The organism is Bacillus sp. DNRA2 (genome assembly GCF_012843265.1).
Classification (GTDB): Bacteria; Bacillota; Bacilli; order Bacillales; family Cytobacillaceae; genus Bacillus_BU.
On record NZ_JABAIT010000041.1, the window covers coordinates 1 to 19,520 of the forward strand.

General features: G+C 39.2%; 22 protein-coding genes, 1 rRNA gene and 2 other annotated features. All 23 genes read right to left on the reverse strand.

The features are described 5' to 3' along the window. Positions 1 to 131: 131 nt before the first annotated feature. Entirely contained in the window at positions 132 to 494 is a 363-nt protein-coding gene (gene rplL, locus HHO41_RS20765) for a 50S ribosomal protein L7/L12 (RefSeq protein ID WP_169102281.1), read from the reverse strand. A 55-nt stretch (positions 495 to 549) separates the two neighbouring features. Next, a complete protein-coding gene (gene rplJ / locus HHO41_RS20770) occupies positions 550 to 1,050 on the reverse strand; it encodes a 50S ribosomal protein L10 (RefSeq protein ID WP_169102283.1) in 501 nt (166 codons plus the stop codon). Between the two features lie 33 nt (positions 1,051 to 1,083). After that, positions 1,084 to 1,228: a sequence feature (ribosomal protein L10 leader region), on the reverse strand. Between the two features lie 50 nt (positions 1,229 to 1,278). Then, complete coding sequence (gene rplA / locus HHO41_RS20775; RefSeq protein WP_169102285.1) at positions 1,279 to 1,977, reverse strand: 50S ribosomal protein L1; 699 nt, start codon at positions 1,975 to 1,977, stop codon at positions 1,279 to 1,281. A 115-nt stretch (positions 1,978 to 2,092) separates the two neighbouring features. Next, positions 2,093 to 2,518 (reverse strand): 50S ribosomal protein L11, encoded by a 426-nt coding sequence (gene rplK / locus HHO41_RS20780; RefSeq protein WP_147535699.1) that lies wholly within the window; start codon positions 2,516 to 2,518, stop codon positions 2,093 to 2,095. Positions 2,519 to 2,684: 166 nt separating this feature from the next. Beyond that, entirely contained in the window at positions 2,685 to 3,221 is a 537-nt protein-coding gene (nusG, locus tag HHO41_RS20785) for a transcription termination/antitermination protein NusG (RefSeq protein WP_169102287.1), read from the reverse strand. Between the two features lie 141 nt (positions 3,222 to 3,362). Further along, entirely contained in the window at positions 3,363 to 3,545 is a 183-nt protein-coding gene (gene secE, locus HHO41_RS20790) for a preprotein translocase subunit SecE (protein ID WP_169102288.1), read from the reverse strand. 39 nt (positions 3,546 to 3,584) lie between these two features. Further along, complete coding sequence (rpmG, locus tag HHO41_RS20795) at positions 3,585 to 3,728, reverse strand: 50S ribosomal protein L33 (RefSeq protein ID WP_169102290.1); 144 nt, start codon at positions 3,726 to 3,728, stop codon at positions 3,585 to 3,587. Positions 3,729 to 3,840: 112 nt separating this feature from the next. Then, positions 3,841 to 4,491, reverse strand: a complete 651-nt coding sequence (gene sigH, locus HHO41_RS20800) for an RNA polymerase sporulation sigma factor SigH (protein WP_481747107.1) — start codon at positions 4,489 to 4,491, stop codon at positions 3,841 to 3,843. A 74-nt stretch (positions 4,492 to 4,565) separates the two neighbouring features. Then, positions 4,566 to 5,072 carry an NYN domain-containing protein gene (locus HHO41_RS20805; RefSeq protein ID WP_169102292.1) on the reverse strand — a complete coding sequence of 169 codons (507 nt, stop codon included), beginning with the start codon at positions 5,070 to 5,072 and terminating at the stop codon, positions 4,566 to 4,568. Between the two features lie 2 nt (positions 5,073 to 5,074). Continuing rightward, a complete protein-coding gene (gene rlmB / locus HHO41_RS20810) occupies positions 5,075 to 5,818 on the reverse strand; it encodes a 23S rRNA (guanosine(2251)-2'-O)-methyltransferase RlmB (protein WP_169102294.1) in 744 nt (247 codons plus the stop codon). After that, positions 5,815 to 6,240: a Mini-ribonuclease 3 gene (locus tag HHO41_RS20815; protein WP_169102296.1), complete on the reverse strand. Its 426-nt coding sequence runs from the start codon at positions 6,238 to 6,240 to the stop codon at positions 5,815 to 5,817. Before HHO41_RS20815 ends, rlmB begins: the two co-directional genes overlap by 4 nt. Positions 6,241 to 6,243: 3 nt before the next feature. Beyond that, entirely contained in the window at positions 6,244 to 7,641 is a 1,398-nt protein-coding gene (cysS, locus tag HHO41_RS20820) for a cysteine--tRNA ligase (protein WP_169102298.1), read from the reverse strand. Next, positions 7,638 to 8,294, reverse strand: a complete 657-nt coding sequence (gene epsC / locus HHO41_RS20825) for a serine O-acetyltransferase EpsC (protein ID WP_169102300.1) — start codon at positions 8,292 to 8,294, stop codon at positions 7,638 to 7,640. The genes cysS and epsC overlap by 4 nt, the downstream gene beginning before the upstream one ends. Positions 8,295 to 8,378: 84 nt before the next feature. Then, positions 8,379 to 8,639: a binding site (T-box leader), on the reverse strand. A 57-nt stretch (positions 8,640 to 8,696) separates the two neighbouring features. Continuing rightward, positions 8,697 to 10,157 (reverse strand): glutamate--tRNA ligase, encoded by a 1,461-nt coding sequence (gltX, locus tag HHO41_RS20830; RefSeq protein WP_169102302.1) that lies wholly within the window; start codon positions 10,155 to 10,157, stop codon positions 8,697 to 8,699. 105 nt (positions 10,158 to 10,262) lie between these two features. Continuing rightward, positions 10,263 to 10,742: a 2-C-methyl-D-erythritol 2,4-cyclodiphosphate synthase gene (ispF, locus tag HHO41_RS20835; RefSeq protein WP_169102305.1), complete on the reverse strand. Its 480-nt coding sequence runs from the start codon at positions 10,740 to 10,742 to the stop codon at positions 10,263 to 10,265. A 3-nt stretch (positions 10,743 to 10,745) separates the two neighbouring features. Then, entirely contained in the window at positions 10,746 to 11,438 is a 693-nt protein-coding gene (gene ispD / locus HHO41_RS20840) for a 2-C-methyl-D-erythritol 4-phosphate cytidylyltransferase (RefSeq protein WP_169102320.1), read from the reverse strand. 16 nt (positions 11,439 to 11,454) lie between these two features. Next, a complete protein-coding gene (locus HHO41_RS20845; RefSeq protein WP_169102307.1) occupies positions 11,455 to 12,540 on the reverse strand; it encodes a PIN/TRAM domain-containing protein in 1,086 nt (361 codons plus the stop codon). Positions 12,541 to 12,831: 291 nt separating this feature from the next. Further along, positions 12,832 to 14,211 (reverse strand): DNA repair protein RadA, encoded by a 1,380-nt coding sequence (radA, locus tag HHO41_RS20850; protein WP_169102308.1) that lies wholly within the window; start codon positions 14,209 to 14,211, stop codon positions 12,832 to 12,834. 92 nt (positions 14,212 to 14,303) lie between these two features. Beyond that, on the reverse strand, positions 14,304 to 16,748 hold the full coding sequence (gene clpC / locus HHO41_RS20855; RefSeq protein ID WP_169102310.1) for an ATP-dependent protease ATP-binding subunit ClpC: 2,445 nt from the start codon (positions 16,746 to 16,748) through the stop codon (positions 14,304 to 14,306). 11 nt (positions 16,749 to 16,759) lie between these two features. Beyond that, the gene (gene mcsB / locus HHO41_RS20860; RefSeq protein ID WP_169102312.1) at positions 16,760 to 17,833 is read right to left on the reverse strand and encodes a protein-arginine kinase McsB; all 1,074 of its coding nucleotides are present in this window, start codon (positions 17,831 to 17,833) and stop codon (positions 16,760 to 16,762) included. A 1-nt stretch (position 17,834) separates the two neighbouring features. Beyond that, on the reverse strand, positions 17,835 to 18,383 hold the full coding sequence (mcsA, locus tag HHO41_RS20865) for a protein-arginine kinase activator protein McsA (RefSeq protein ID WP_169102314.1): 549 nt from the start codon (positions 18,381 to 18,383) through the stop codon (positions 17,835 to 17,837). Between the two features lie 25 nt (positions 18,384 to 18,408). Then, entirely contained in the window at positions 18,409 to 18,870 is a 462-nt protein-coding gene (locus tag HHO41_RS20870) for a CtsR family transcriptional regulator (protein WP_169102316.1), read from the reverse strand. Positions 18,871 to 19,424: 554 nt separating this feature from the next. Continuing rightward, positions 19,425 to 19,520 (reverse strand): 5S ribosomal RNA (gene rrf / locus HHO41_RS20875); the annotation flags it as partial.

Genomic DNA, 19,520 nt, shown 5'->3' on the forward strand with positions numbered 1-19,520 from the left:
CAACCAGTCGTTTCATCGAAATGACGTCTCTGTCAGATAATTAAAAGAAGAGTGCTGACTGGATCAACACTCCATGCGACTGCCCGTCGCACAAAAAGCCCGCTTATGCAGCGAGCTTTTCAAAAGTTAAATTACTTAACTTCAACGTTTGCGCCAACTTCTTCAAGTTTGCCTTTGATTTCTTCAGCTTCTTCTTTAGAAACGCCTTCTTTAACTGCTTTAGGAGTGTTATCAACAAGTTCTTTTGCTTCTTTAAGTCCAAGACCTGTGATTTCACGTACTACTTTGATAACTTTGATTTTTTGATCGCCTGCAGAAGCAAGTACCACATCAAATTCAGTTTTTTCTTCAACAGCAGCTGCGCCAGCTCCACCAACAACAGCTACAGGAGCTGCAGCAGTTACGCCGAATTCTTCTTCAATTGCTTTTACTAAGTCGTTTAATTCTAAAACAGTCATATTTTTAACTGCTTCAATGATTTGTTCTTTAGTCATGATTATTTTCCTCCTTAGAGTTTTGTTTTTTTAATAGATAAATATTAATTCTAACTTACGCGCCTTGTTCTTCTTTTTGATCTGCAACAGCTTTTGCAGCAAGAGCAAGATTGCGAATAGGTGCTTGAAGAACGCTGAGTAACATAGATAGTAAACCTTCGCGAGACGGTAGTTCCGCAAGAGCTTTAATATCGTCAGCAGTTGCAACGTTTCCTTCGATTACACCCGCTTTAATTTCAAGAGCTTCGTGTTTTTTCGCGAAGTCATTAATAATTTTAGCAGGAGCAACAACATCTTCAGTACTGAACGCGATTGCGTTAGGACCTGTAAGAGCTTCGTTTAAGCCAGAAAGCTCAACAGCATCAGCGGCACGACGAGTCATTGTGTTTTTGTACACTTTAAACTCAACACCAGCTTCACGAAGTTGTTTACGAAGTTCAGTTACTTCCGCAACATTTAAACCACGGTAGTCAACTACAACAGTTGATACGCTAGATTTTAATTTACCAGCAATTTCTTCTACGATTTTTGTTTTTGTTTCAATAACGCTGCTCATCCTTACACCTCCTGTAGATTTACTACATTCATACCGGACAATAAAAAATCCCCCACACCCTTACAGACATGGAGGAATGTATACAATAGTAGACGTACAGAAAATCTATCGTATGACCTCGGTAGGAAATTAAGCGAATGCTCGCACCTACTGTCTGCGGTACAAATGTTATTATATTTTCAACAACAAATCACATTATAGTAAATGTGAAATTGTTTGTCAAATCCATTATTTTACTGTAACAGATGATGGATCAACTTTTACGCCAGGGCCCATTGTTGAAGTAACAGTAACGTTCTTCATGTAAGTACCTTTTGCAGCAGCTGGTTTAACTTTTACCATTGTATCAAAGATAGTGTTAAAGTTTTCGATTAACTTTTGATCTTCGAAAGATTGCTTACCGATCGGAACATGGATGTTACCAGCTTTATCAACACGGTATTCAACTTTACCAGCTTTAATTTCGTTGATTGCTTTTGTTACATCAAATGTAACAGTTCCTGTTTTAGGGTTTGGCATTAAACCTTTAGGTCCTAATGTACGACCAAGTTTACCAACTTCACCCATCATGTCAGGAGTTGCAACGATAACATCAAAATCAAACCAACCTTGTTGGATTTTGTTGATGTATTCTGAATCCCCAACATAATCAGCGCCAGCAGCTTCTGCTTCTTTCGCTTTTTCACCTTTTGCGAATACAAGCACACGTTGAACTTTACCAGTTCCGTTCGGAAGCACTACTGCACCACGAATTTGTTGGTCAGCTTTCTTAGGATCTACGCCTAAACGGAAAGCTACTTCAAGAGTTGCATCAAATTTTACAGTGCTAGTTTTCTTAGCAAGTTCAATTGCTTCTGCAATTGGGTAAGCTTTAGAACTATCTACAAGCTTCGCAGCTTCTAAATACTTTTTACCTTTTTTAGCCATTTTTAAATCCTCCTAGAATGTGGTATTAACGGAAATACCTCCCACGAATAAAGGTTGCGAGTGAAAGTTTCAGCACGCAACCCTCTTTTACAAAACCATAACAGTTAAAACCGAATTAGTCTTCGATAACAATACCCATGCTGCGAGCAGTACCTTCAACCATACGCATAGCTGCTTCTACACTAGCTGCGTTAAGGTCAGGCATTTTCTGTTCAGCAATCTCGCGTACTGTTGCACGTTTAACTGTCGCTACTTTATTACGGTTAGGCTGGCCTGAACCAGACTGAATTCCAGCTGCTACTTTCAAAAGAACGGCAGCAGGAGGAGTTTTCGTAATAAATGTAAAAGAACGGTCTTCGAATACCGTAATTTCAACCGGGATGATTAAGCCAGCTTGATCAGCCGTACGAGCGTTAAACTCCTTACAGAATCCCATAATGTTAACACCGGCTTGACCTAATGCAGGACCAACTGGTGGCGCTGGATTAGCTTTGCCTGCAGGAATTTGCAATTTGACAACTTTAATTACTTTTTTAGCCACGAGACACACCTCCTTAAAGTCCGTGATGTGGTAATAGGGAAAACTCCCTCCCACTCATAGAGAAGTCTTTATCTAAATATAAAGAACTTGACAATTGTCCACTCTCGTTTCGAGACATATTGACCTATGAAAGTTTATCACTATTTCATGACATTTTCAAGTTCTTTTAATCTAATTTATCAATTTGTGTAAAATCTAGCTCAACAGGAGTATCTCGACCGAACATATTCACTAATACTTTCAGTTTAGATTTATCCTTTTCTATTTCCTCAATCGTTCCTGTGAAATTAGCAAAAGGTCCTTCTTTCACCTTAACAGTTTCACCAAGTTCAAAGTCGATGTCGATCCGCTTTTCATCAACGCCCATTCGTTTTAATATCACTACTACTTCCTCAGGCAATAACGGTGTCGGCTTTGAACCTGAACCAGCGGAACCAACAAACCCTGTAACGCCAGGGGTATTACGCACAACGTACCAAGAATCATCTGTCATAATGATTTCTACTAACACGTAACCAGGAAACACTTTACGCTTTACAACTTTTTTCTTTCCGTTTTTAATATCGGTTTCTTCTTCTTCCGGTACGATTACCCGAAAGATTTTGTCCGCCATACCCATTGACTCGACACGTTTCTCTAGGTTCGCCTTAACCTTATTCTCGTAACCGGAGTAAGTATGTACTACATACCAATTCTTTTCCATTCAAGAGGACTAATTCGTCCGTCCCTCCCCATTTATAAAATCTTTCCCTGAGCGTACTTTTTTCCACAATGAAAAAACCCGTTACCCGGGCTTTGTCATTTCTCTCGCATTATTTTCCATTATACCATGTAACGCACTGCGTTATTCAAGTATTAAACGAATCAATTCAGAAATACCAAAATCTAAAGCAGCAAAGAAAAGCGCAAAAAACGTAACTGTTGATAAAACTGTAATGGTATAACGAGTTAATTCTTTACGTTTAGGCCAGCTAACTTTTTTGGCTTCACGAACCACTTCACGGAAGAACGTTGTTATGCGTTGCATTCTGTAACCTCCACAGTCGATCTATTAATAACAATGTCATTATTTCGTTTCTTGATGAATCGTATGAGTTCCACAATTGTTACAATACTTTTTTAAATTTAATCTTGCTTGCGTAGCTTTGTTGCTGCTAGTAGAGTAATTACGCGAACCACAAGTCGCACAAGCCAAAACAACCTTTTTCATAAAAAAACACCCACTATTACCAACTATATCATTTTAAAAAGATACCACTTCACAATTGTAGTGTCAATAAAGGTAAGTAAGTTCACTAAATTTTAAAAAATCACAAGTTACATTATACTGTAAACTCACGTACCTCGAGATATCTTTCTAGTTTTCTCTTAACGCGCTGAAGAGCATTGTCAATCGATTTAACGTGGCGGTTTAATTCCTCTGAAATTTCCTGATAGGATTGTCCATCTAAGTAAAGAGCCAGCACTTTCCGTTCGAGGTCACTTAACAGTTCCTTCATTTTCCCCTCGATGTTATCAAATTCCTCTTGGTTGATAATGAGCTCCTCTGGGTCCATCACTTTTGCACCTGAAAGTACGTCCATTAATGTTCGGTCTGATTCTTCATCATAAATAGGCTTGTCCAAGGAAACATAAGAATTTAACGGAATATGTTTTTGTCTTGTGGCCGTTTTAATCGCAGTAATGATTTGTCTTGTAATACATAGCTCAGCAAAGGCTTTGAATGACGTCAATTTATCATCTCTGTAATCGCGAATCGCTTTATATAAGCCAATCATTCCTTCTTGGACAATATCCTCTTTATCCGCTCCGATCAAAAAATAAGATCTTGCTTTTGCTCGTACAAAATTGCGGTATTTATGAATTAAGTAATCTAATGCATCACTCTCACCTTTGTGCACTAAAACAACTAATTCTTCATCTTCAAGCGGTAAATAACGTTCATTTATCTTTGTCCTGAAGTCTGTACTCAAACAAATCCCCCCCGACCACACATGCATAGTTAGAAATATTATACAGTAGGTTTTTTTTGGAAGTCAACTGCCAGTCAGCGTTCGCGACGCCATTTTTCGAAAATTTCGGCTATTTCGTCACTTAAGGGAATCTTTGAAATAGGTTTGTTTTTTTGAATAATCTTCACGTTTTTTTCAATGCTTTTTTGGATTAACTTCATTTCATTGCGCAATTCTCGCGCTGATTTCCGCAATGCTCCTTGCCCAAAAATCACCCATTGTTCCGTATAATCGCTTGTTGCGACATGAACTTGTGTTTTCCGATTGCTTAATAGGCTAGCTAGCTTTTCAATCCGCTCATCAGCCGATTCATTTTCCTTAGTAAAAATGACCTCAACTTTATAATTATGATATTTTTTTTCGATTCCTTGAACATAGTGGGCATCAAACACAACAATGACTCGATAGCCGGTAACAGCTTGATACTCTGCCATTTTTTCCACCAATGCGTCCCGAGCTTCCCCTAAATCCTTATTTTTCAAGGATATTAATTCCGGCCAGGCACCGATAATGTTATATCCATCTACAATCAAAATATCCATAACTAGCTACCTATCGGATTTCTTTTTCGATAAACCTCGTACATTAGTAGCGCTGCTGCTACTGATGCATTTAATGAAGTCACATGGCCTGCCATTGGTAGATTGATAAGAAAATCACACTTATCACGAACAAGCCGCCCCATTCCTTTCCCTTCACTACCGATTACTAAACCAAGCGGCATCGTGCCATCGAAAGAACGATAATCTTCACTGCCCTTAGCATCTGTTCCGGCAATCCAAACGCCTTTTTCCTTTAATTCATCAATTGTTCGGGCTAAGTTTGTTACGCGAACAACTGGAATGTATTCAATCGCACCAGTCGAAGCTTTGGCTACAGTTGAGGTTAAGCCAACTGCCCGTCGTTTCGGAATGATAATACCGTGTGCACCAACCGCATCTGCTGTACGCATGATGGAACCTAAGTTATGGGGATCCTCGATTTCATCCAACAGCAAAAAGAAAGGTGGTTCATTTCTTTTTGCTGCGGCAGCGAACAAATCATCCAATTCAGCATATTGGTAGGCAGCAACTGCTGCCACCACTCCCTGATGGTTTCCGTCAGTCATTTGATCAATCTTTTTCTTCGGTACAAATTGAACAAGCACATGCGATTCCTTTGCTAAACCGATCACCTGCTGCATTTGCCCCCCTTGCGAACCTTCTGCAATGAAAATTTTATTGATATCTCGGTTCGCTTTTAATGCTTCAATCACAGGATTTTTTCCAATAATATAATCTGAACTCATTTAAGTTGACCTCCTTTCTTTTCTTCAACAAGCCCAATTGCTGCTTCAATAATTTCTTCAAGACGTATCTCTCTTTTTGCTAAAAATAAATATCCGATTAATGCCTCAAAGGCTGTGGAATATCGATAGGTTTGGACATCGGTATTTTTCGGAACGCTACCAGATTTCGCATTTCTCCCTCTTTTAACGACTGCTAATTCTTCATCAGTTAACATGTTCTTCTCGATCAATTGATGAATCACCCCAGCCTGTGCTTTTGCCGAGACATAATGCGTAGCTTCGCGATGCAATTGATTGGGTCTAACTTTCCCTGTTTGAATGAGATGGTAGCGAATATAGTTTTCAAAGACAGCATCACCCAAATAAGCCAGCGCTAAACTATTTAACTGTTTTTCGTCAATTAGACTTTCATAGTGAAGCATGAATTAGCCTCTTTTCCATCTTGTTCCCTGGGGAGTATCTTCTAAGATGATGTTCATGTCTTTTAATTGGTCACGAATCTCGTCTGAACGTTGGAAATTACGATCTTTCCTCGCTTGGATGCGTTCCTGAATTAATGCTTCAATGTCCTCGTCAAGCAATTCCTGAGTACCGAGGGATAGACCTAATACACCAAATAACTTTTCAAATAAGCCGGCAAGAGCATCAATTACTTCAACAGATGTATTTTTTTCAAGCAAATAATAGTTCGCTAACTTTGAAAGTTCAAATAATGTTGAAATGCCATTCGCTGTGTTAAAATCATCATCCATTTCACGAATAAACTCTGCTTCAAGTCCATTTATTTTTTCCAGCCATTCTTGACTATGGTCAGTTAAGTTCGTGCTAGCTTCTTTTCGATGTTTCAAATTTTGGTAAGATGTTTTTAAACGGTCTAATGCGGCTTTTGTATTTTCCAACAGCTCATCGCTGTAATTAATTGGATTACGGTAGTGCACACTCAACATAAAAAAGCGAATCACTTCTGGATCATGCCTTTTAATGATGTCATGGACAAGGACAAAATTGCCAAGTGACTTTGACATTTTTTCGTTATCAATATTAATATAACCGTTATGCAACCAATACCTGGCAAACGGTTTGCCAGTTAACGCTTCCGATTGCGCAATTTCATTTTCATGATGCGGGAATGTTAAGTCCTGACCGCCCGCATGGATATCAATCGTTTCACCTAAATATTTTTTTGCCATTGCTGAGCATTCAATATGCCAGCCCGGACGACCTAAGCCCCATGGACTTTCCCACGATATTTCGCCCTCTTTAGCAGTTTTCCACAAAGCAAAATCAAGTGCATCCTGCTTCTTTTCACCTACATCAATACGCGCCCCGACCTTAAGGTCATCGATTGACTGATGTGATAATTTTCCATATCCTTCAAACTCACGCGTCCGGTAATAAACGTCTCCCTCAGACTCATAAGCAAAGCCTTTATCAATTAGAGTAGCAATGAAATCAATAATGATATCCATATTCTCTGTTACGCGCGGATGAACATCGGCCTTTTTACAGCCTAGCGCTGAAACATCTTCGAAATATGCATTAATAAATCGATCCGCAATCGTTGGAACGTCTTCACCTAACTGATTCGCAGCTCTAATGAGCTTATCATCCACATCTGTAAAATTTGAAACATATTGGACATCGTATCCTCTAAATTCAAAATATCTACGCACTGTATCAAACACGATTGCCGGGCGCGCATTTCCTATATGAATATAGTTATACACGGTCGGTCCGCATACATACATTTTGACCTTACCCGCTTCTAATGGAACAAACTCTTCTTTTTGTCTAGTTAACGTATTGTATAACTGAATCGTCATTTTTTTAATGACACCCTTTCCTTTTGTAGCTCATCGATTTCTTTCTTTAAACGATCGATTTCCTCGCCTAATTCCTTAAAGCGATCCGCGATTGGATCAGGTAAATCTCCGTGCTTAAGGTCTTTTTGAATCTTAACCCCATCACGAACTACGACTCTTGCCTTCAAGCCTACGACAGTAGAGTTATCAGGTACATCATTTAATACAACTGCTCCGGCGCCTATTTTTGAATTTTCACCGATAGTAATCGAGCCAAGCACCTTTGCTCCAGTGGCAATTAAGGCATTATCCTTAACAGTTGGATGGCGTTTCCCCTTTTCCTTACCAGTACCACCCAACGTAACACCTTGGTATACAGTTACATTATCTCCAATTTCACACGTTTCTCCAATGACAATTCCCATACCATGGTCAATAAAAAATCGTCTGCCTATTGTTGCTCCCGGATGAATTTCGATTCCGGTAAAAAAACGGCTGATTTGGGAAATCACACGTGCTATAAAAAATAGCTTATGTTTATAAAACCAATGTGCAACGCGATGAGACCAAATTGCATGCAATCCGGAGTATGTTAAGATAACCTCTAAATAACTTCGCGCAGCAGGGTCTTGTTCAAAAATAACTTCAATATCCTCTTTTAAAACCTTAAACATTAACCAATCTCCCCCTCTGTAAAATAACTCTCATCCAAGAACCTAATGCCTTCCGTTAAAAATAAAAAAGCGTCTCTGTCAAAAGACAGAGACGCATAACCTGCGCGGTTCCACTCTGTTTAAACTAAGCATACCTTCGCATGACAAAGTCAATGCAATAAGGCCTTAGTTTCAACTTAACCTGTTAACGGAAGGGTCCGCCCATGACTACTCGCAGAATAATTCAGCTTTCGAATGGGGCTCAGAGGGGCATTTCAAAAAACAAGCGGTTTAAACCACTTTCAGCCGGTGGTGGTTCTCTCTGAAAAACATTGTCTTTTTACTTGTCCTCTTCGACGCTTTTACTACTTATATATTCAATACTATATAATATTTTTCACACAATGTAACTAGCAAATGTAATTATTTTGTAAGGATTGCCTTGAATCTTTTCGCAATTGTTTCCTTTCCTAGTAAAGCAATGGCTTTAGGTAGGTCAGGTCCATGTGTTTGACCTGTCGCAGCAACACGGATTGGCATAAACAACTTCTTCCCTTTATGACCTGTCCCTTTTTGAACCGCTTTGATACATGCGTTAATTTCTGGCGCTGTAAACTCAGCTAACTGATCAATTTCTGCTAAAAATGCACGTAATACCTCTGGAACCTGCTCTTCAGAAATAACCGCCTGTGCTTCTTCATCTAAGCTTACTTCTTCTTTAAAGAACAATGAAGACAATTCAACAATTTCAGCTCCATAGCTCATTTGATCCTGATAAAGAGCAATCAAATTGTGAGTCCAAGCTTCTTCCTCAGCATTCATTTCTGCACTAACACGGCCAGATTCAATTAAGTGTGGCAATGCTAAATCAATCACACGATCTAATTCAATTTTTTTCATATATTGATTATTCATCCAAGTTAACTTCTGTTTATCAAATAATGCTGGTGACTTTGATAAACGGTTTGCATCAAAGATTGAAATTAATTCTTCTTTGGAGAAAATCTCTTCTTCGCCTGCAGGTGACCAACCAAGTAAAGCAATAAAATTAAACAACGCTTCCGGAATATAGCCTAACTGCTCATATTGCTCGATAAATTGGATAATCGATTCATCACGTTTGCTTAATTTTTTCCGACTTTCATTTACTATCAAGGTCATGTGACCAAATACTGGCGGCTCCCAACCAAAAGCCTCATACACCATCAATTGCTTAGGTGTATTCGAAATATGATCATCACCACGCAAGACATGGGAAATTTCCATCAAATGATCATCGATAGCAACCGCAAAGTTATAAGTTGGCATTCCGTCTTTTTTGACAATAACATAATCGCCCATGCCTTCTGACTCAAACGCAACGCTGCCTTTGACCATGTCATCCCAAGAGTAAGTTCGATCTTGCGGAACGACAAAACGGATGCTAGGTTTACGTCCTTCAGCTTCCAATTTTGCTCGATCCTCAGCTGTTAAATGTCGACACTTACCAGAATAGGCAGGAGTTTCTCCCTTTTCAGTTTGCGCTTCTCTTTCAGCTTCAAGCTCACTTTCTGTACAGTAGCATTTATAAGCTAAGCCCTTATCAAGAAGTTCGTTTACATGAACATTGTAAATATCAACACGCTCTGATTGGCGATATGGGCCGTACTCACCACCAACATCGATACTTTCATCCCAATCCATACCAAGCCATTTTAAATATTTTAGTTGGCTTTGCTCACCACCAGCAATATTACGCTTTTGGTCCGTGTCCTCAATCCGAATAATAAATTTTCCACCTAAATTTCGAGCATATAAATAATTAAATAAAGCAGTACGTGCATTCCCGATATGTAAATGGCCAGTCGGGCTCGGCGCATAGCGTACACGAATATCCTTTGACATGACAGTTCCTCCTGAACTTTCCTTTATTGCTATATTGTAGCATCACGTATTTTTCTAATAAAGATAATTTTAATATGATCGGTTACCGTTCGAACACTTAAATGTTTACGGCTTTTTTTGTAAAAGGACAACGGCTTGAGCGGCAATTCCCTCTTCCCGACCTGTAAATCCAAGCTTTTCAGTAGTTGTCGCCTTCACGTTAATTTGTGAACAATCTGATTGTAAAAGCTCTGCAATTCTTTGCTTCATTGCCTCAATATATGGAGCCATTTTTGGTTTTTGGGCAATAATCGTACAATCTGCATTTACCAGCACATAACCCGCTTCTTGAACGATTCCGTACACGTGCTCTAGTAGTTTAGCTGAATCAGCGTCTTTAAAAGCTGGATCCGTATCAGGGAAATGTTTACCGATATCACCGGCACCAATTGCTCCCAAACAAGCATCTGCAATCGTATGTAAAAGGACATCAGCATCAGAATGACCTAATAAACCTTTTTCATAAGGGATTGTAATCCCACCAATGATTAATGGGCGACCCTCTGTTAGTTGATGAACATCGAAACCTTGTCCAATCCGAAACATATGTTATATCTCCTTTTTCTGACGTTTTCTAATAATTGCTTCCGCAAAATACAAATCTTCGGGTGTAGTCAGCTTAATATTATCATAACTACCTTCTACCATTTTAATCTCATGGGGAATTCTTTCAACTAAGCTAGCTTCATCAGTACCTAGAAAACCATCTTTCTGCGAACGCTCATGTGCCTCCATTAGCACGGACACACGAAAAGCTTGTGGAGTCTGAACTGACCACAAGCTGGAACGTTCTACCGTTTCCACAATTTTATTGTCCTGTACCTTCTTAATCGTATCCTTTACTGGTACGCCAATAACGGCTGCGCCAAATTCATTAGCTGCAGCCGTTACTTCATGGATGGATTTTGTTTCAATAAAAGGCCGGGCGGCGTCATGAACAAGAACGATTCCCTGAGTCGAAAGAGTCATCAAAGCATTATAAACACTGTCCTGTCGCTCTTTACCACCAGGTGCAAATGCAATCACTTTTTTAATATCATAGCGTTCTATTAACTGAGTAATCTCCACTTCATCGCTTGGTGATATCGCCAAGACAATCCCGCTACAAGCCTCATCCGCTTCAAAAACCAATAAAGTATGAATCAGTACAGGTACCTCGTTCAAATCAAGAAGAAGTTTATTTTTCCCTGCCCCCATTCTTTTTCCAAGACCAGCTGCAGGGATAATCACCTGATATTTCATCATGTATCTCCTCTAATTATAAAGCTTTTTCTAATAATTTAGGCTTCGCAAAAATCATTCGGCCAGCAGATGTCTGCAAGACACTTGTTACCAATACATCGATTCGCTTACCGATGTAATCACGGCCATCCTCAACAACTATCATGGTTCCGTCATCTAAATAAGCTACACCTTGATTGTGTTCTTTCCCGTCCTTAATGACTTGGACGTTCATTTCCTCACCAGGCAATACGACCGGTTTAACCGCATTTGCTAGATCATTAATATTTAATACAGCTACATTTTGAAGTTCACAAACCTTATTCAAATTAAAGTCATTTGTTACAACAACCCCATTGGTCAGCTTGGCAAGCTTGACAAGTTTGCTATCCACTTCCTGGATTTCTTCAAAATCACCTTCATAAATCTCAACCTTAATCGCCAATTCCTTTTGAATTCGGTTCAATATATCAAGACCACGGCGACCACGATTACGTTTTAATACATCAGAGGAATCAGCAATATGCTGCAATTCTTCTAATACAAACTGAGGTATTACAATCGTTCCTTCTAAAAAGCCTGTTTGGCATATATCAGCAATTCTTCCATCAATGATCACACTAGTATCCAAAATTTTAAGTGTTTTCCGGCCTTCCTCTTTATCCGCATCCTCATCGCCAGATTTCTTTTTACGATTGGAAAATAAATTAGACAATTCATCCCGCTTCTTAAAACCAACCTGAAAACCTAAGTATCCAAACAATAACGTTAACAATATTGGTGCAACAGTATTAATGATAGGGACTTGGATCGCATTTAAGGCAAAACCAATCAAGAAAGCAACAACTAAGCCAAATACCAAGCCGACACTTCCAAAAATAATATCAGTAATCGGGGCTTTGACAAGTGATTCCTCTACCCATTTCATAAAATTAGTAAAATAATCTACTGCCCAAAAAGTAATAAGATAAAAAATAAGTGCACCTGAAATCGCGGATACGTATGGATTGTTGATTAGAGGAATGTTGTCAAAATTGATTAATTTTAATAAATCAGGGATTAAAAAAATACCTAATGTTCCCCCGATAATAAGAAAGCAAGCTTGAATTATTCGTTTTAACATTCCTTCACCTCCTATCTATTCATTATAAACAAAATGGAAAATTTGAAACCTCTATTACATAGTTTTTTCTAAAATGAATCCAAATCACATAAATTAATACGAAAAAACTAGTAATTAAGTTTCAAACATTCGAAAGCAATTACTAAAATTGTTTCCTTTAATAAGGTTAGCATGGTAAAAAAACAGTGTCAAATAAATCCATTATTTTACCACAACAATGTTAGCTGTTCAACCAAATTATATAACATTTTACCTAATAATGAACTAAGCTTCCGGTCCAAATGGTCTATTTTACCTGCCTAACGTCACATATAATGCCTGTTGTACCGTAGAAACGCCAATCAGTTCAATGCCCTCAGGTACTTTCCAGCCACCCATATTGTTTTCTGGAAGGATCACTCGTTCAAATCCTAGTTTTGCGGCTTCCTGGACCCGTTGCTCAATTCTAGAAACCCTACGTACTTCCCCTGTCAATCCAACTTCGCCAATGATACAATCCGTTGCCCTCGTCGGAGTATCCCTGAAACTGGAGGCAATACTGACTGCAATGGCTAAATCTATCGCAGGTTCATCAATTTTTACACCGCCTGCAACCTTTAAATAGGCATCTTGATTTTGCAAAAGCATCCCAACTCGCTTATCCAAAACAGCCATTAATAAGGAAACTCGATTATGATCAATCCCCGTTGCCATCCGCCGCGGATTACCAAAGCTAGTCGGTGATACTAACGCCTGAATCTCAACAAGAACCGGCCGGGTCCCTTCCATTGATGCGACTACCGTTGAGCCAGATGCCCCCTCAGACCGTTCCTCTAGGAAGATTTCTGAGGGATTTTCTACTTCCTCCAAGCCAACTTCCTTCATTTCAAAAATACCCATCTCGTTAGTTGAGCCAAATCGATTTTTCACGGCACGTAAAATCCGGTAAGTATGATGCCTTTCCCCTTCAAAATAAAGAACTGTATCCACCATATGTTCAAGCAGACGTGGACCAGCAATGGAGCCTTCTTTTGTCACATGACCAACAATAAACACAGCAATACCTTTTGTTTTTCCAATTCGCATTAATTCTGCTGTACATTCGCGAACCTGCGAAACACTTCCAGGGGCAGAAGTAACATCTGGATGATATACCGTTTGAATTGAGTCTATGATAACAAAGCTTGGCGCTATGCTATCTATTGTTCGGCTAATTTCATCTAAGTTCGTTTCTGCGTATACCAATAATTTCTCACTGGCAATGCCGAGCCTTTCTGCTCTGAGTTTTGTTTGCCGTAGGGACTCCTCACCTGAAATATATAACACCGATTGACCAGACTTAGCTAACTGCGAGGATACCTGTAACAGTAGTGTCGATTTCCCGATCCCTGGGTCACCGCCAATTAGCACCAACGACCCTTGAACTACTCCACCACCTAATACGCGATTAAACTCCTTAAGCTCCGTTTCAAACCTAACTTCATTTCCCGTTTCGATTGACGTAATTGGGGTAGGCTTTGAGGATCCAGCAACGCCCTGGGAATGAGTGAACGCTCCCCGCTTCCCTGTACCTACAACCTCAATTTCCTCTACCATCTTATTCCACGCACCACACCCTGGGCATTTTCCCATCCATTTCGGAGATTCATAGCCACATTCCTGGCACATAAACTTTGTTTTTCTTTTTGCCATACTATCGTCCTTTCTTGAAAGCAGAAATAACTAAGAACCAATCATAAAAAAAGGAGGGCAGAAAATATTCTGTTTCCCTCCTTTTCTAACAATTAATGCTTTGTTACTCCAGTTGCTTCTGCCGTTCTCACGACAAATTCACCATTATCAATATCAATGACTATATGTTGCCCGGTTAGAACTGTACCTTTTAATAGTTCTTCGGATAGACGATCCTCAATGTGCTTTTGAATCGCCCGACGTAATGGACGAGCCCCATACTCTGGATCGTAGCCTTCATCAGAAATCTTTTCTATGGCAAGAGCCGTTAATTCTAATTCGATATGTTGTTCCTTTAAGCGTTTTACTAAAGAATCCGCCATTAAGGTTACAATTTGATTTAAGTGAATTCTTTCAAGAGCATGGAAGACAATAATTTCATCAATTCTGTTCAGGAATTCCGGACGGAAGGCTTTCTTCAATTCCTCCATCACTTTCCCTTTCATATCTTTATAATCCTGAGCTCCATCCTGAATATTAAAGCCAACATATTTATTACGTTTTAAAGCTTGCGCTCCAACATTTGATGTCATAATCAAAATCGTATTACGGAAATCAACCGTACGTCCTTTAGAGTCAGTTAAACGGCCATCCTCTAACACTTGTAATAAAATATTAAAGACATCTGGATGTGCCTTTTCAATTTCATCTAACAAGATAACAGAATAAGGCTTTCTGCGAACCTTCTCCGTTAATTGGCCGCCCTCTTCATAACCAACATATCCTGGAGGTGACCCTACTAATCTTGAAGTAGAGTGTTTTTCCATGTATTCAGACATATCGATACGAATCATCGCATCTTCATCGCCAAACATGGCTTCTGCCAATGCACGAGCAAGTTCTGTTTTACCAACACCAGTTGGCCCGAGGAATACAAACGAACCAATCGGACGCTTCGGATCTTTTAATCCTGCTCTTGCACGTCTTACAGCCTTCGAAACAGCAATAACTGCTTCTTCTTGACCAATTACACGCGAATGAAGAATTTCTTCTAAACGAAGAAGTTTATCTGTTTCAGTTTGAGCTAACTTGGATACCGGAATTCCAGTCCAGTTTGCGACAACGGTCGCAATATCTTCAACTGTTACTTCACTGTTTTCCTTGCCTTGCTTTTCTTTCCAGGTTTTCTTCGTCTCTTCTAATTGCTCACGAAGACGTTGCTCTGAATCTCTCAATGAAGCTGCTTTTTCAAATTCTTGACTTTGAACGGCAGCATCCTTTTCTTTACGAACGCCTTCAAGCTTAACTTCAAGCTCTTTAAGATTAGGTGGAGTTGTATAGGAACGTAATCGAACCTTTGAACCCGCTTCATCGATTAAATCAATCGCTTTATCTGGTAAAAAGCGATCAGAAATATAGCGGTCAGATAATGTTACTGCAGCCTCGATTGCCGCATCGGAAATCGATACTCTATGATGTGCTTCATAGCGATCTCTTAAACCTTTTAATATTTGAACTGACTCTTCCGCTGTTGGTTCATCAACGCGAATCGGTTGGAAACGTCTTTCTAGAGCTGCATCCTTTTCAATATATTTGCGATACTCATCTAATGTAGTTGCACCAATACATTGAAGTTCACCACGCGCTAAGGACGGTTTTAGGATATTGGAAGCATCAATCGCTCCTTCAGCACCACCTGCACCAATCAATGTATGAAGCTCATCAATGAATAGGATAATGTTCCCAGCTTGGCGGATTTCATCCATTACCTTTTTAAGACGGTCTTCAAATTCACCGCGATACTTTGTACCAGCAACAACAGTGCCCATATCTAAAGTCATAACGCGTTTATCACGAAGGATTTCTGGTACCTCATTATTAACAATTTGTTGGGCAAGCCCTTCAGCAATGGCTGTTTTACCTACGCCGGGTTCACCGATTAACACTGGATTATTTTTTGTACGGCGACTAAGCACTTCAATAACACGTTGAATTTCTTTACTACGGCCAATCACTGGATCTAAACTACCTTCTCTAGCTATCGCAGTTAAATCGCGAGCTAAACTATCTAAAGTTGGAGTGTTTGCATTAGCAGCTGCTCCACCTTGACCTCCGCCAGCTTCATTGCTACCCAATAATTGCAGCACTTGCTGGCGAGCTTTATTAAGGCTAACGCCAAGGTTATTTAATACCCTTGCAGCGACTCCTTCACCTTCGCGAATTAATCCTAAGAGAATATGTTCAGTTCCAACATAAGAATGACCTAATTTACGAGCCTCATCCATTGATAATTCAATGACTTTTTTGGCACGAGGAGTATAGTGAATCGTTTGGGATGCCTCCTGACCACGGCCGATTAAGTTTTCTACTTCCTTTTGAATCTTTTCTGCACCAAGCCCGAGAGCATATAGCGCTTTAGCAGCAATTCCTTCTCCCTCACGAACAAGTCCTAACAAAATATGTTCAGTTCCAATATTATTATGGCTTAATCGTATTGCTTCCTCTTGCGCTAGGGCCAACACCTTTTGTGCTCTTTCTGTAAAGCGTCCAAACATCATATCTCTTCCTCCTATCTGTTCATCGTGTCTAATTTAATTTTTTCTCTTATTAATGCAGCACGCCGAATATCTCGTTCGTTAGGTCTTAATGGGCCTCCGGCATATTGCTGTAAGAAACCTGGTTGCGTTAAGATCATTAATTCATTCAAGATTGATTTAGGAATATTATTGATTAATCCCATGTCAATTCCTAGTCTCACATCTGATAAACACTTAGCAGCTTCCTTCGACTCCAAAATCCTACTGTTTTCTAATATCCCAAGTGAACGGAAGACTCTATCTTCTAATTCTATGTTCAACGTTCTCGCTAATGCGTCCCGTGCACTTCTTTCCTGGGAAATCAACTGCTTAACAACACTCTTAAGATCCTCGACAATTTCACCTTCAGATTTTCCGAGCGTTATTTGATTAGAAATTTGAAATATATTACCTAAAGCTTCGCTACCTTCCCCGTAAATTCCTCTAACAACCAACCCTAATTGATTAATTGCTGGAATAATTCGGTTCATCTGTTGAGTTAAAATAAGTCCAGGTAAGTGCATCATCACCGAAGCCCTTAAGCCTGTTCCGACATTGGTAGGACAACTTGTTAAATATCCATACTGCTCATCAAAAGCATAATTAACATTTGTTTCAATCCAATCATCAACCTCATTGGCACTCGACAGCGCCTCAGTTAATTGTAGACCGGGAAATAAGCATTGAATCCTAATATGGTCCTCTTCATTTATCATTATACTGATTTCTTCATTTTCGGATAATAAACAAGCTCCATTAATAGCCTGTTCAGCTAATTGAGGACTGATTAAATGTTTCTCGACTAATACCCTTTTCTGCAATGGCTGTAACTGATTTATTTTTAACAATTCATACTGCCCCAGCGCTTTCAAAGGATTTTGTAATGTTATTTCCTCCATCGAGGCGATGATACCATTGGCTTCTTCAATCGAAAACACTGTTGGAAATGTATATTCACTAAAATTGCGAGCCAAGCGGATTCGTGAACTCATTATGATATCTGAATCAGGTCCATCAGCACTCATCCAAGGACTTATTGCCTGATTTATAAATCTCTCCAATGACAAGTTATTCACCTCCATCAGAACTTTCATTTATCTTTTTTTCAAGTAGACGAATCTCATCTCGCACTTGAGCTGCCTGTTCAAATTCCTCACTTGCAATAAATTCCTTCATTTTTTCCTTCAATTGGTCAATCGTTTTCCTAGTTTGAATGCTTCCACCAATTCTTTTTGGTATTTTTCCGATATGGTCTGTATTCCCACTATGGACTTTTTTTAACAATGGATTAAGCTGTTCATGAAAGGCCTCGTAGCATTTCGCACATCCAAACCGGCCTACTTTAACAAATTGGGGAAAAGTCATCGAGCAATGACTACACTGTATTACCTCTTGAGGTTTAAATGCATCCTGAGGATTTGATTTATATTTTGGTTCAACATTTAATAACCCAGCAATCAAATTATTGATTGAAAAGCCAGGTGATCCATTTAGAATAAACATTTCACCCTTTTCATGCGCACATTTTTCGCAAAGATGGAATTCCGTCTTTTCTCCATTCACAATTTTTGTAAAATGAAGTGTTGCTGGTCTTTGATTACACTCCGGGCAAATCATACGTTCACCTCTTCAACAAACAATATTATTTATATTTTAGAGTTGTTAACATCGCTTTTAGCATCCTAGCGCGCAGTTCATCACGGTATGGAAGTTCAATATAGAGAACAGAACGATCAATTACACTTAACATGATCTTTGCTTCACGGTTTGTTATAATGTCCTCTTCCACCAAGCGTATAATGACATCTTCGGCACTGCTTTGGGATATATTTGTTTTAATTAATGAAACTAAATAATCGATAATATGAACATTTTCATTGGGTTGCACCCTGATAATTCTGATATAACCGCCGCCACCTCGCTTACTCTCAACGATATAGCCGCGTTCAACAGTAAACCGAGTATTAATAACGTAATTTATTTGGGAAGGAACACATTGAAACTTATCGGCAATTTCGTTTCTTTTAATCTCAACAATTTCTTCATCACTTAATTCCAATACCGTTTTTAAGTATTCTTCAATTATGTCGGAGATATTTCTCATCAAACCTCCCCCAATCATCTGACTTTGACTATATTTGACTTTGATTATACATGATGACCATATCTTTTTGCAATTAATCTGAACCATTAAACTATTGTCTCCATTTTAGAGCTTCTCAAACTGAGAATATGCTTTTATCACAGTTTTTCTTTTTCATAATATGTAATGATGTTGCGGTTTGTTAGATGGATTTAATAATTGCCTTTTGAAGCTGGTGGGGTTCAAGATATTTGAGTTTGGTTTGGGTTTGCTACGAGGTGAATTGAGTGAGATGAATGCTGGTGGGATGTGCACATATGCTTTGCTCTTAGAAGAAGAACTCGAGCGGACATATAATTCCTAATTTGAATCAAAAATCGTGATTTCTCTTTTTTTCGGACATGTGGTGCCTTAATGTAGCTAAATGATGGACATTTACTTAGTTTTTTCGCAAATAAGGTACTCAGTGTCCAAAAATATTGTGAATGCCTCATTTTTATAAAAATAACGAACTAAATGTCCGAAACAAAAATGCACAAAACAAAAAAACAGCCTTATCAGCTGTTTTTTCATTTGCCCGGCAGCGTCCTACTCTCACAGGGGGAGAGCCCCCAACTACCATCGGCGCTGAGAAGCTTAACTTCCGTGTTCGGTATGGGAACGGGTGTGAC

Excerpts from the sequence above, each read along its gene's own strand:
- mcsA (WP_169102314.1), bottom strand. The coding sequence starts at position 18,383 with ATGATTTGCCCGGAGTGTAATCAAAGACCAGCAACACTTCATTTTACA.
- HHO41_RS20845 (WP_169102307.1), bottom strand. The coding sequence starts at position 12,540 with ATGTTAAAACGAATAATTCAAGCTTGCTTTCTTATTATCGGGGGAACA.
- clpC (WP_169102310.1), bottom strand. The coding sequence starts at position 16,748 with ATGATGTTTGGACGCTTTACAGAAAGAGCACAAAAGGTGTTGGCCCTA.
- ispD (WP_169102320.1), bottom strand. The coding sequence starts at position 11,438 with ATGAAATATCAGGTGATTATCCCTGCAGCTGGTCTTGGAAAAAGAATG.
- rplA (WP_169102285.1), bottom strand. The coding sequence starts at position 1,977 with ATGGCTAAAAAAGGTAAAAAGTATTTAGAAGCTGCGAAGCTTGTAGAT.
- rpmG (WP_169102290.1), bottom strand. The coding sequence starts at position 3,728 with ATGAAAAAGGTTGTTTTGGCTTGTGCGACTTGTGGTTCGCGTAATTAC.
- ispF (WP_169102305.1), bottom strand. The coding sequence starts at position 10,742 with ATGTTTCGGATTGGACAAGGTTTCGATGTTCATCAACTAACAGAGGGT.
- gltX (WP_169102302.1), bottom strand. The coding sequence starts at position 10,157 with ATGTCAAAGGATATTCGTGTACGCTATGCGCCGAGCCCGACTGGCCAT.
- epsC (WP_169102300.1), bottom strand. The coding sequence starts at position 8,294 with ATGTTTAAGGTTTTAAAAGAGGATATTGAAGTTATTTTTGAACAAGAC.
- HHO41_RS20870 (WP_169102316.1), bottom strand. The coding sequence starts at position 18,870 with ATGAGAAATATCTCCGACATAATTGAAGAATACTTAAAAACGGTATTG.
- nusG (WP_169102287.1), bottom strand. The coding sequence starts at position 3,221 with ATGGAAAAGAATTGGTATGTAGTACATACTTACTCCGGTTACGAGAAT.
- HHO41_RS20815 (WP_169102296.1), bottom strand. The coding sequence starts at position 6,240 with ATGCTTCACTATGAAAGTCTAATTGACGAAAAACAGTTAAATAGTTTA.
- HHO41_RS20805 (WP_169102292.1), bottom strand. The coding sequence starts at position 5,072 with ATGGATATTTTGATTGTAGATGGATATAACATTATCGGTGCCTGGCCG.
- secE (WP_169102288.1), bottom strand. The coding sequence starts at position 3,545 with ATGCAACGCATAACAACGTTCTTCCGTGAAGTGGTTCGTGAAGCCAAA.
- cysS (WP_169102298.1), bottom strand. The coding sequence starts at position 7,641 with ATGACGATTCAGTTATACAATACGTTAACTAGACAAAAAGAAGAGTTT.
- radA (WP_169102308.1), bottom strand. The coding sequence starts at position 14,211 with ATGGCAAAAAGAAAAACAAAGTTTATGTGCCAGGAATGTGGCTATGAA.
- rlmB (WP_169102294.1), bottom strand. The coding sequence starts at position 5,818 with ATGAGTTCAGATTATATTATTGGAAAAAATCCTGTGATTGAAGCATTA.
- rplL (WP_169102281.1), bottom strand. The coding sequence starts at position 494 with ATGACTAAAGAACAAATCATTGAAGCAGTTAAAAATATGACTGTTTTA.
- rplJ (WP_169102283.1), bottom strand. The coding sequence starts at position 1,050 with ATGAGCAGCGTTATTGAAACAAAAACAAAAATCGTAGAAGAAATTGCT.